The following is an 11,880-nucleotide window of genomic DNA, read 5'->3' as shown; positions in this document are numbered from 1 at the left end:
ACGCAGGTTCTTCGCTGCGCTCAGAATGACAGGTCGGGTGACTTGCGTTCAAGAGGCTCCGTCAATCAGCGGCTGCTAAAACGAAGGGGCGCCACGTCGAAGTGCGCATCGGGATTGTAGTAGTCGTATACGGTTGACGGGGCGGTCAGGGCGTCGACGCCGTAGCGCAGGGTGAAGCGGAAGCTCAGGCTGAGGCCGCCGGCGGTGGGCCAGACATAGAGCAGCACACGGTCGGGCAGCACCTCGTAGTGGTTGAGCTGGTATCCGCTGGCGGCCAGGGCGGACTCGAGCGAGGCGCGATCGACGTCCGCGCCGGGCGGCAGACCGACCTCCGCCATCAGCATGCCGTAGCCGCGAAAGCCGATGCGTTCGAGGTGTACGTTGGCGGTGACCGCCTGCCCATGCGCCGGATGCAGCGTGCTGAAGCCGACCGACAGGCGCAACTGCTCGTTATTCTGGACGGCCGATGCGGGCGCGAGCTTCGGCCATGGCCGGTAGAGAGAGGCGATGAGCTGCGCCGTCGCGGTCTGCGCGGTTCCGGCGAGCGTCAGGCTGACGCGATGCGCGCCCGCATCCAGCGCGCCCGGCAGCGGCACGAAGACGGGGCCGCCATCGACCGAGGGCGCGGGCAGAGGAACGGAGGTTGGCGCCTGCGCGTCGACGCGGACGGTCAGCGAGCCGGGTCCGGAGCTGGCGACCGGAGCCGGCGATCGCAGGGCGATCTCGGCGAGCACGTCCAGCACGCGCGCGGTCGCCTGCGTGGAGTACCAGAGCGAACGGCGGTCGCGCTCGTGGTCGAGGAAGAGCATGCCCCGGACGAGGAGGTCGTCGTTCGGCTTTGCGCCACCGGCGAGCAGCGCACGCAGCACCTGGGCGGTGCTTTCGACGCGGCCGGCGCGACCCCAGCCGAAGAAGGGTGTGTTGCTTTCGAGGGTCCAGTAGGCGCCGCCGTTCTCGCTGAGCGCCAGGCCGCGCAGGCGGTCGAGCGCCGGACCGCTGCGCGACGTATCGTGCAGCGCGGTCGTAGCCAGTGCGTAGCTGGCCAGCGTGTAGGGCTCGTCGAACTCCGAGACGAAGGGCTGCAGGGCGTCGGCGGCGCGCTTGAGCAGTGGCTCCGCGCCCGGCGCGCCGGCGATCATCGCGGCGACAGAGGCGGTCAGCATAGCGGCGCCGCGACGTTCTTCGGGATGCTGGCTTCCGAGGCGATCCGTCCGGACCCAGCGGCCATCCTTCTGCTGTTCCTTCGCGAGGTAGGCGATGGCGCGCTCAACCACCTTCTGATCGACGGCAACGTACGCGCTGGCCTGATGGAGAAACTCGATCGCATAGGCCGTCAGGGCGATGTCGGCGCGCCGATCGCGCGGCCAGTAAGCGAAGCCTCCGCTCGCAAGCTGATTGCCGAGAAGGTTTTCGTAGGCCTGCTCAAGGTAGCGATGCGTCTGCTGCGCGAGCTTCGGGTCGCGCAGCGGCAGACTTGCGCCGTAGCGCTCCAGCAGCAGGCTGGGCCAGGCGATCGAGAGAATCTGCTCCGCGCAGCCGTCCGGATAGGCGGCCATTCCGGCGAGCGCATCGCGGAGGTGGGCGCCGAGGTTGGGGTAGAGCTTCAACGTGGCGCCAGTGCTGCCGGGCAGCGTCTCCGCCGGGAGGGTGAAGGTGAGCGTATTTTCGCCCGGCGCGAGGATGGCCGCGGCGGTCACGGCGCTCTCCTGCCCGTCGGGATGCACAGTCACCGGGCGCGCGATGCGGTCGCCCGCGCCGGCGCCGGTCGCGGTAAACTCCTGCCGGGCTTCCGTGATGGGCGAGAGCGCGGTGAAGCGGAAGACGGGCGAGGCGGACTCCTGCGAGCCGACCCGGATGCTGCGCGAAGCGGCGCCGTCAAGATGGAACCACGGCGCGGGCGTGAGCGAACCTTCGACGGTCACGGCGTGGTCGAGGTAGTTGCGCAGCGTGATGGGCAGTGCGATGGTGTCCCCGGCCGTCAGGATGGACGGCGGATCGAAGGCCGCGAAGAAGCTCTGGAAGGTCTGGAACTGCGTGGCGCCGGAGCCGGTATTGCCCTGCAGGGTCGAGGCCGCGGCCGAGAGCCGCCACCCGGTGATGTTGTCCGCCACGGGAAAGCGCAGCGTGGCCGTACCGTCGGGAGCGGTGACGATCTCGGGGCGCCAGAGCAATGTCTCCGGGAAGTAATCGCGGAGGCGCGGCGTGGAGGTCCGGGCCATCGCGTCGCCGGCGTTCGCCGAGACCGACCCCGGCAGAACTCCAAGAAGATTCACGTAGTTCCGGCCGTTGAGGGCCAGATCCCGGACGGTATCGCCGTCGATTACATAGGAGGTCGCGTTGCTGACCACCATGCCGCTCTGGGTGTTCACCATGGCCGCCTCCGCGGTCACGCTCACGGCATCGCTCACCGAGCCGACGTTCATCGCCACATCGAGCGTCATCGTGCCCTTCGGCTGCACCAGCACCTGGTCGTAGATGAGATCGGTGAAGCCATCGAGGTGGAAGCGCAGTTTGTAGGCACCGGCTGGGATGGGACCGAGTATATAGATACCCTGCGCGTCGGACTTCGCCTCGTACTCGGCGCCGGAGGCGATCTGCGTGGCGACCACGGTGACCCCGGTGATGATGGCGCCGGCGGTGTCGTTGACCGTGCCGGAGATCTCTCCCTCCGTGCCGGTGTGGATGGTGACGTGCGAGGGCCGGATGGCTGTCTGTTGCCGCGCGCTCTGCGTGGTGCGGATGCGCGACAGGCTCATGTAGACGAAGTCGTCGCTGGTGTGCCGGCCGCCGTCGGGGCCGGGGCTGTTCAACGTCACGGTATCGTTGACGGCCGTCACCGGGGTGACGATGGTGCGGACGACCGGCGGTCCGCCGTCCGGCGTGGCGTGGGCCTCCGTACGGACCTGATCGGTGAAGATCGAACGGCTGTGGAAGGTCACGTAGAGCGGATGCCGCCAGGGGTCGCGCAGGTCCGCCGGCGAGATGCCCGCCGCCTGCATGGCCGCGTGAAGCTGGGCCTCGTTGCGTGGGAATGGATGGGTCTCCGTGTAATGGCTCAGCGCCGCCTCGACACGCTGCGTCAGCTCGATCGTGTAGTCGATGTTCGCGCTTCCGGCTGAGAATGGCCCGCGCTGCCACTCGTACCGGGGCTTGGCCGCTGGGTCGCCCGCGGTGAGTGCCTCGACCTGAAAGCTCTTCCATGCGATGGAAAAGCGGTAGGTGAAAGGCTGGTCCCAGGGGTCGCGCCACCGGTCGAGGTCGATGGCCTCGCGCTGCATCTCGTCGCGCAGGTCGGCCAGGGTGCGAATGTAGCCCCCGGTGCGCTGATGGTAGGCGGTGACCGCATGCTGCAACTGGCGCTGGCGGCCATTGAACCAACGCCAGGAGGCAAGCTGCACGTCGAAGTCGTCCCCCGTGCCCGGCAGCTTGTCGGGCCCCAGGCTGTGAAGCGAAAGCTGCAGCGCGCCGGTATTCTGCGCGCTGCGGACGAGCGTGTACGGATCGCCCCAGGGGTCGCGCAGCGCGGCGAGATCGACGCCTTTGCCAGCCAGCAGGGCGTTGAGTTCGGGCAGGGTGGTGGGCAGTTCGGTGTGGTTTTCGAGGTATTGCGCGAGTTCCTTGCGGACGGGTTTCAACTGAGCGTCGAGGAGCTGGTGGAAGGTCGCGGCCAAGCCGCCGGAGGGCCGGTTGTCGGTCGTTTCGAAGCGAACTCTGGCGCTCGCCAGCAGCATCTCCGCCGCGAGCTGGGCGCCGTCGGGGATGGGCTGGCCGGGGCCGAGCCGTGTGAGCGACCGGAGATCGAAGCCTCCCACCGCGCCGGCGGGCTCGTCGAGGAATCTTCCGAAGAAGAAAGAAGAGGCATCGCCGGCGCCGAAGTCCGCGTCGGAGCGCTGCCGCTCGTCCACCGCCTGATCGACCGCGACGACGCCGAGTGCGCTGGGCGCGGGGGCCGTGTTGTCGCCGTCGGGATCCTGCGGGCCGTGGACGCTGAGGACAGCCGTGGCCTCTTCGCCCGGTTGATAGACCGGCGCGGACATGGCTACGTCCACACGCAGCGCGTTGTCGCGAGGAAAAAGCAGCGCCAGCGCGTCTGTGACCGTCGCCGGGTCGTCGCCCGCGAATTCTTTGAAGTGAGGCGGTACAACGCCCAGTCCGAGGACGTGGACGAAGACCAGACCGCTGTAGCGCGCGTCCGATGGGATGCTGAGCGTGGCGTGGCCGCCGGTCAGGGCGAGTTCGCGTTCCGCCAGCAGCAGTTCGCCGTGGATTGTATGGCGCAGGAGCTGCACCGTCACCGGCATCGCCGGCTGAGAGGGGTCGACCGTCGAATCGATGGTCAGATCGACCGCCTCGCCCGTCCGGTAGATCGCGTGGGCCGCCTGGACGCGCAGTCTGGCGATGGAAGGCTGCAGCCGCTCCACGGCCTCGCCGGTCCTGCCAGCCTTGTCCCGCACGCGCAGGAGGAGGTTCACCTCGTCCCCTTCGGTTGGCTTGTCGCCTGCCGGCACGGGCGGACGCCGCCGGAGCAGCTCGGCGTACGGCGGCAGCTCGATGCGGCCGAGACCGTGCGCGTCCGTGTGCAGATGCAGCAGAGGAACGGCGTGCGCCAGCCAGTCGGCGTTTGATTGTTTCTCGGCCTCCTGCGGCAGGAGGAGCAGGTCGGCGTCGCACTCCGTGGGCGTTCCGTCCGCGGAGGTGACGCTGACAAAGCGGCGCTCCGGCAGGCCGCGCACACCGGACGCGCCGCTGAGATATGGGTGCAGCGCACGTGCGGCGAGGCGCAGGTCGAAGCGGCGCTGCTCGGTGCTGCCGGTGGAGGCGTCGGTGACGTAGGCGGCGAAGTGCAGGTCGTCGGTGGCGTTGCGGCGGTCGTCGCGGTAGTCCCGCTCGTCGGCGGAGAGGTCGATGTGAGCCTCAAAGCCGCCGTGCCCGTCGAGTTCGCCGGCGACGGCCTTGGCCTCCTTCGTGTCGTAGCGCTGCTGGGCGAAGTTCCAGGTGCGCTCGGACTCCTGCACGACGCGGACATGCCCGTGCAGCACGGGCTTGCCGAAGAGGTAGTCGGCGCGCACATCGACCACGGCGTTGCTGCCGGGGAGGTAGAAGGTGCGATCGGGCTTCGAGGTGACGACGAAGGTGGGCAGATCGTACCGGCTGAGCCGGACGGTGGCCGAGGCGCTGCGGCCTGCCTGCTCGCCCTCTGGGAGCGTGGCTTCGAGTCTGTACTCGCCGAGCCGCAGGCGCGACGGCGCCTGCCAGTCGATGGTGGCGATGCCGAAGGCCGAGGTCACGGCGGTCGCGCGGTAGACCAGCGTGTTGTCCGGGTCGCGGACGTCGACCTTGACCGTCTGGCCGGGGCTGGCGTGGGCGTTGCGGTCGAGCAGCAGCATCCGCGCGTGGATGGTCTGGCCGGGCTGATAGAGCGGCTTGTCGGTCGTGAGCTCGAACCTCCGGTTCTCCGGTACATGCAGCGTCTGGATGACACCGACGCGGAGATTCCCCACCCGGCCCGCCACCTCCAGATCGATCGATTCGAGATCGGCGCCGGGAGGGACGCTGAACCGGACCGAGGCGAAGCCCCGCTCGTCGGTACGGATCGGCAGGCGGGCGAACTCTTCATCGATCCGCTCGTCGCCGACATAATCCGCCGTGAGCACAGCTTCGAGAGCGACGTTCGCCAGCGGCTGGTGAGTCAAGGGGTTGACGGCGCGAACGCGAGCCACATACTCCGCGCCGGGCCGAATCTTCTCCGGCGCGGCCAGGTACAGGGTGTATAGGCTGGGTGCGACGTGGTCCAGCGAGAGGACGCCCTCCGCCCGCTGCCCCGCCGATGTGGCGGTGTAGCGGATGCGGAAGAACGGCAGGTCGGTTTCGAGCGTGTCCCCGTCGCCGCCTTCATAGGTAGCGGGCGGCAGTTCGATGCGGCAGAGCATGTGGCCGGCCGCGGGTATGCAGGCGCCGGATGCGCGGGAGCGGACCTCGTCCGCTGGGTCGACCAACTCCACGGCCAACGTCGCCTGCCCGGCTGCGTGAAGCAACGGCAGCTCCAGCAGGAAGCGGCCTGCCGGAAAGCTGAGCCGGGCTGCGGCCTCGTCCGCCGTGAAGGCTGTTCCCTGCGCCACGGCGCAGCCAGCCAGCGCGGAGGCGGCTGCCATCACTCGAAATAGATGCCGCAGCGACAAACCCAGACCTCGCCCGTTGGAGTCGACGAGATGAGCATACGCGAGTGCGGGTGCTTGAAATTTACATTCTTGCGCCGAGGCTACGCAGGCTGCTTACTTCGGGGCGGCGCCGGACCACGAGGCCGGGTCGACATCGACCGACCCGATGCGGCCGTTCGAGTCGCGCACCAGCAGGCGGACGAAGCGCGTCTTTGCGTTGATATCGACCTGCGCATGCGTGTTCAGCACGCCCTTCGCAATTCCCCGCGCGTCTTTCACGGCGAGGGCGAGGGTGGCTGCGGTCGACGACTGGATCCTGTGCTCGGCGTCCTCGGCGACCAGCAGGGTGAGGATCTTCGCGGACTCGCCACCCGCTTCGACAGGCGACCAGGTCAAGGTCTTGTCCTCGACGGCGAAGTTGACCGTGACACGGTCCGCCGTGCGCGAGGAGGTGACGGCGACGATCTGCAGGCCGACGCCGCTGTACTTCATGGAGCCGGTCGCGGCCGCCTTCAGGTCGAAGCCCATCTCCTTGACCGTCGGCTCCGGTTTGGGGGCGCTCTCGGAGTAGAAGCCCTGGCGGGTGACTGCCTTGAGGGATGGATCGCGCATCTGGATGCGGATGGCGCGGTAGGCGTCGGCGTCCGGCGCCTGCTGCGGCCGGTAGGTAAGGGTGTAGAACTCCGACCCGCGCTCGAGGCTGCCGGCTATCTGCTGGTCGAGATCGTTGCGTCCGTAGAAGTAGTGGCCGCCGGTCTGGACGGCGAACTGGTTGAAGCTGAGATCGCCCTTGAGCGGGTCTTCACTGGGCGGCTCGACGCTGGCTCGGTTGCCCATGCCGCCGCCCATGTCGATGGAGGTCGCCACATCGGTGGCGGCGGCGCGTGCGTTCGAGGTGATGGGATCGACCTTGTAGAGCGTGATGCGCACCTTGGTGAGCAGCGTGACCGTATCCTTCAAGGCGTTTTGCAGGGTGATGTTGCCCGGCGCGTCGAGCTCGCTAGGATCGACGGTGGGAAATCCCCGGCCCATCCAGACGAGGTTCTTGTGCGCGCGAACGCCTTCGGATGAGAGTGCGATCTGGCGCAGGACGGCGAAGGATTCGGTCAGCAGGTCGATGTCGTTGCCCTTGGCGAGCTGGTCCGGAAACGAGGCTGGACGTTTGTCGAGCGCGCGGATGAGAACGTCGCGATCCTGCGTGTAAGCGGCCAGCGAGTGCAGGCCGGTCTCGTTGACGATGAGCAGCATGGACGGGGTCTTCAACTGCGCGGGCTGGGCCTGCAGGTACTTCTTCAGGGTGAAGGCGGAGTAGGACTTCTCGTCGAAGGGCGTGTTGAGATCGTCGAGAACGAAGATGGTCAGGGGCGTGTCGCCCCAGTCGGGCTGGCCAAAGCGGTCTACCTTTGGAGCTGCCGCAGGCGCGGACGCGAGCGGATGCTCCTCCCAGGGGTCGAAGCTGCGGATGGGCTGCGGCTTGTTGTCCTGAAGGATGGTGAAGTCGTCCTTTTTCAGCCCCGGCACGACGTTGCCCTGGGCGTCGGTGACGACGACATCGAGCACGACGATGTTCGAGGTCACGCGAAGGGTCTGGATCGCGCCGGACGGCTCCGGCTGCTGCGCGTGAGCGCCGGGGAGGCATGCCGGCAGGAGAAGGGCCAGGGTCGGCAGGGCGGGATGAGTCCATTTCATCGTGGAGGGCCGCTTTCGTTCGCATGCGCTTGGATGGGGCGCCTTACGATAACGGAAATCTATCACGCGGCCGGAGCGCCACCGGGCAACGCCTTCCCCGGCGCCGACCGTGGGCAGGGACGCATCGACACGACGGATCCCGGCGCTCAAGGGGCAAAGGACACAACCTAAAGCAGTATCCGTCGCAAACGGCAGGCCGAGGCAACCGGCGAAATGGCTGGGTGATAGCGAATTCGATGCTCGTTCATTGAGAAAACAAACTTTACATCGAGTGTGGCGCAAGGCGGCAAAGAGGCCTTTGCTGCGTATCCGCGCGGTCGAATACGACGTCCCCTGTGATAGCCAAACCGGAACAAACTCATTGACAAAATCAGCTTTACAAATAGGAGACGCCCTCTCTATGGTTGGTTCCGCTTAGGAAAGATGTAAACCACACCATGTCAATCGAACACAAAGCAATGGCCGCGACAGCATTTTCGAAGCGCGGTTTCCTGGCTCGCATCACGCATCTCGCGGCGTGCTTCGCTCTTTTTGCCGCCAGCAGCGCGCTGGCGCAGACGCCGCACTGGGTCGGCTCGTGGATGGCGAGCCCCTGCGCTCCGGCCGACGCGGAGCCGCGGCGGGACCAGCTTTCGCTGAACGGCGACACCGTCCGGCAGATCGTTCATCTGTCGATCGGCGGCGTGGCGGTGCGGCTGCACTTTTCGAATACCTTCGGAACGGCGCCGCTCCTGATCCGCTCGGTGCGCGTGGCGGCGGCGGGCAAAGGCAGCGAGATCGCGGGCGATGGGGACAAGGCAGCAACCTTCAGCGGCAAGCCGGAGGTGAGCATCGCGCCGGGGGAGTCGGTGGTGAGCGACGCGGTAAACCTCCCCGCGAACGCCGACGGCAACCTTGCCGTGAGCTTCTTCGTGCCGGAGAAGGTGACGGCGCCGGCGGTTCACTACACGGCGCTGCAGACCTCGTGGGTGGCGCCGGGCGAACAGACCTCGGCGGCGGAGTTGAAGGGCGCGCACAAGATTACGGTCGATCTGATTTTGACGGCGGTGGACGTGGCCTCGCGCACCTCGCCGGGAGCGATCGTCGCACTCGGCTCTTCGACGACCGATGGCGCGCACTCGACGCCGAACGCTAACCATCGCTGGACGGACTTCCTTGCCGAGCGTCTGCGCACGACCGACGCGGCGAATGCGCCCGCCGTGTTGAACGCAGGCATCTCCGGCAACCGCGTGCTGAACGATGGACGCGGGGCATGGGGTCCGATCTTCGGCGAGAGCGCGCTGAAGCGCTTCCATCGCGACGTACTGGCGCAGTCCGGGTTGAAGTGGATCTTCGTCTTCGAGGGCGGCAACGACATACGCCAGGCGGCCGGCAATCCCGAGGTCATCCAACCGCAGCAGCTCATCAAGGCGTTTCAGTTGATGGCGCGCGAGGCGCATGCACGCAAGCTGAAGCTGATCGTCGCCACTATCACGCCTTCCCAGGGAACGAACCCGAAGGACGAGACCCCCGCCTGGGAGGCGACCCGGCTGGAGGTCAACAAGTGGATTCTGACCACGAAGGATATCGATGGCGCGGTCGACTTCGACAAGGCTGCCGCCGACCCGCAACGTCCCGCACGGCTCCTCCCTGCGTATGACAGCGGCGATCACCTGCACCCGAACGACGCAGGCTACAAAGCGATGGGTGAATCCATCGACCTCCACCTTTTTCAGTAAGCCCCAATCCAGCCAAGCGCAAGGAGAAACACCCCATGACTTCGAAGTTTCAGCTTTATAAGAAGGACGCTCACAACGTGGCGCGGAAGGCGCTGACTGCAGCCGGCGCGACCCTGGGCATGCTGCTCGCCACTGGCTGTGCGGCCAACTTCTCCGCGCTCTCGAACAGCTTGCCGGATGGCGCGGCGACCGCCGGATCGGCCATTGGAGGCAGGGCCTTCGGCGGCCAGCAGCCGATCAGCGGCGCTCTCATTCAGCTCTATGCGGTGGGCACGACGGGCTATGGCTCGACCGCGACGCCGCTTATCACGGGAACGACCATCAAGACGAATGTAAACGGCGGCTTCACGCTGCCCACGAACTCCTACACCTGCCCCGCGGGAAGCTACGTCTACATCACCGCGACGGGCGGAGACCCTGGGCTCGGCACGGGCACGAACTCGTCGATCGCGCTGATGGCCGCGCTGGGACTCTGCTCCAACCTCACGAGCACGACCTTCATCAACATCAACGAACTGACCACGGTGGCTGGCGTATGGTCGATGGCGCAGTTCGGCTCGACAACGGGCACGGCGCTCTCCGGCTCTGCTTATCCGGCGACTCCTTCCGATAGCTTCGGCACTTCGGCGACGAATACGCAGGGCATCGCCAACGCCATGGCCATCGCCAACGTCCTGGTGAACACCACCACCGGCACGACGCCCGGCACGAACACCACGGGCAACGTATGGAACGTCGAGACGTGGCATCTGAACACGCTGGCGGACATTCTCGCCGCGTGCGTGAACTCAGCCGGCGCGAACGCCAGCGCATGCAGCACACTCTTCACCAACACCAACTCCGCGACCGATACGTTGCAGGCAGCGCTTTACATGGCGAAGAATCCGACAAGCAACGTCGCGGCCATTGCGGCGATTCCGATTCCGTCCGCTCCCTTCGTGCCATACGATACGACTGTCAACGACTTCACCATCGGCCTCAGCTATCAGACCGGCACGCTGGCGCCGCGCTTCGTGGCCATCGATCAGTTCGGCAATGCGTGGGTCGTTGGCAACACGAACGTCTATGAACTCGATCCGACCGGGAACGTCATCTCCACGATTCCGAGCTACACATTGAACGGCGCGAGCACCGCATGGAAGACGGCCTACCAGGTGGCGCTCGATACGGCCAACAATGCGTGGATCATCGATCAGTCCGGCTTCTCCGTCGTGGGCATTACGGGTTCGAACGCCACGGGCGCGGCGAACGGCGGCGTCAGCACGGCCGTCTCCACCGGCACACTGACGCCGGAAGGTATCGCGGTCGATGGCAGCAACAACGTCTGGTACTCCACCAACTCCAGCAAGCTCTATGAGCTGGCGAAGGGCGCCTACACCACGCCGGTCGCGGGCGCGACCACCACCGTCCTCCCCTATGGCGTAGCGGTCGATCTGAGCAACAACCCAAGCTCGCCGAACTACGCGGCGTCAAATGGCGGCTCCTTCGTTTACGCCGTAAACCAGCAGGGCTGCTCCGGCCTGACGCTGGGCGGCACGACGACCAGCACCTATGGCGGCAGCATGACGATGGCCTACACCACGGCTGGCACTTCGACCGCCGCGGGCGCGGCCACGGCGCTCAGCACCATTGGCGACGCGGCCTGCGCGGGCGCGGCTTCGAAGGTTGCCAACAACTCCGCCGGCTATGCCCCGCTCTCCACGCCCGCCGGCATTGCGGTCGATAACGGCAACAATCTCTGGGTGATCGACCAGAACTACACCACGGCCGATACCTCCGGGCCGAAGTACTCGCTGACGAAGTTCTCGGAGAACTACTCCGCCTCTCTCGCGGCGGCCAGCGTCAACTCCGAGATCAGCTTTGCAAGCTACTCCGGCGCGGGCCTTTCCACGCCGTGGTATCTCGCAATCGACGGCGCCAGCGCGGTCTGGACGGCGAACTCGCAGGGTACGACGAGTGGCGTACCGGGCGGTACGGTCTCGGCGTTCACCAATGCGGGCGCAGCGCTCTCACCGACGACGGGGCTGTACGGCGGCGTCTACAGCAGCACGGTTGGGACGACGACCACCACCTCCAAACGCACGATCGTCAGCGCGCGCGGCGTAGCTGTCGATCCCTCGGGAAATCTGTGGGTCGCGAACAGCGCGACGTTCACGCCTTCGGGCGCGTCGAGCGCCATCGGCTTCGTCACGGTGATGGTTGGCGCAGCAACCCCAACGGTAACGCCGCTCTCGCGTGGCATCGCCAACTACACGCTTGCCTCGAAGCCCTAAGCCAATCACTGCAACGGATCATCCGGAGCGGCTTCCCCGCGG

Annotated in this window: 4 protein-coding genes; 2 read left to right on the top strand and 2 right to left on the bottom strand. The window is 66.8% G+C overall.

The window, feature by feature from the left end; translation table 11 throughout:
- Nucleotides 1–65 precede the first annotated feature (65 nt).
- Together CHB87_RS04760 and CHB87_RS04755 are read right to left on the bottom strand one after the other, a co-directional pair.
- Nucleotides 66–6,152 (bottom strand): MG2 domain-containing protein, encoded by a 6,087-nt coding sequence (locus CHB87_RS04760; RefSeq protein ID WP_089407210.1) that lies wholly within the window; start codon nucleotides 6,150–6,152, stop codon nucleotides 66–68.
- Nucleotides 6,153–6,272: 120 nt separating this feature from the next.
- Nucleotides 6,273–7,847 carry a VWA domain-containing protein gene (locus CHB87_RS04755; protein ID WP_089407209.1) on the bottom strand — a complete coding sequence of 525 codons (1,575 nt, stop codon included), beginning with the start codon at nucleotides 7,845–7,847 and terminating at the stop codon, nucleotides 6,273–6,275.
- Nucleotides 7,848–8,284: 437 nt separating this feature from the next.
- Between CHB87_RS04755 and CHB87_RS04750 the strand changes: the two genes are divergently transcribed.
- Both CHB87_RS04750 and CHB87_RS04745 read left to right on the top strand, forming a co-directional pair.
- Nucleotides 8,285–9,565 (top strand): SGNH/GDSL hydrolase family protein, encoded by a 1,281-nt coding sequence (locus CHB87_RS04750; protein ID WP_089407208.1) that lies wholly within the window; start codon nucleotides 8,285–8,287, stop codon nucleotides 9,563–9,565.
- Between the two features lie 35 nt (nucleotides 9,566–9,600).
- Complete coding sequence (locus tag CHB87_RS04745; RefSeq protein ID WP_089407207.1) at nucleotides 9,601–11,838, top strand: NHL repeat-containing protein; 2,238 nt, start codon at nucleotides 9,601–9,603, stop codon at nucleotides 11,836–11,838.
- Nucleotides 11,839–11,880 lie beyond the last annotated feature (42 nt).

Source organism: Granulicella rosea, assembly GCF_900188085.1.
GTDB classification, from domain to species: domain Bacteria; phylum Acidobacteriota; class Terriglobia; order Terriglobales; family Acidobacteriaceae; genus Edaphobacter; species Edaphobacter rosea.
Note: the sequence above shows the minus strand (reverse complement) of the source record. Positions and strands in the feature narration are given on the sequence as shown.

Bases quoted from the DNA above. Each gene is read 5' to 3' on its own strand.
- CHB87_RS04760 (WP_089407210.1), bottom strand. From the start codon at position 6,152: ATGGCAGCCGCCTCCGCGCTGGCTGGCTGCGCCGTGGCGCAGGGAACA.
- CHB87_RS04750 (WP_089407208.1), top strand. From the start codon at position 8,285: ATGTCAATCGAACACAAAGCAATGGCCGCGACAGCATTTTCGAAGCGC.
- CHB87_RS04755 (WP_089407209.1), bottom strand. From the start codon at position 7,847: ATGAAATGGACTCATCCCGCCCTGCCGACCCTGGCCCTTCTCCTGCCG.
- CHB87_RS04745 (WP_089407207.1), top strand. From the start codon at position 9,601: ATGACTTCGAAGTTTCAGCTTTATAAGAAGGACGCTCACAACGTGGCG.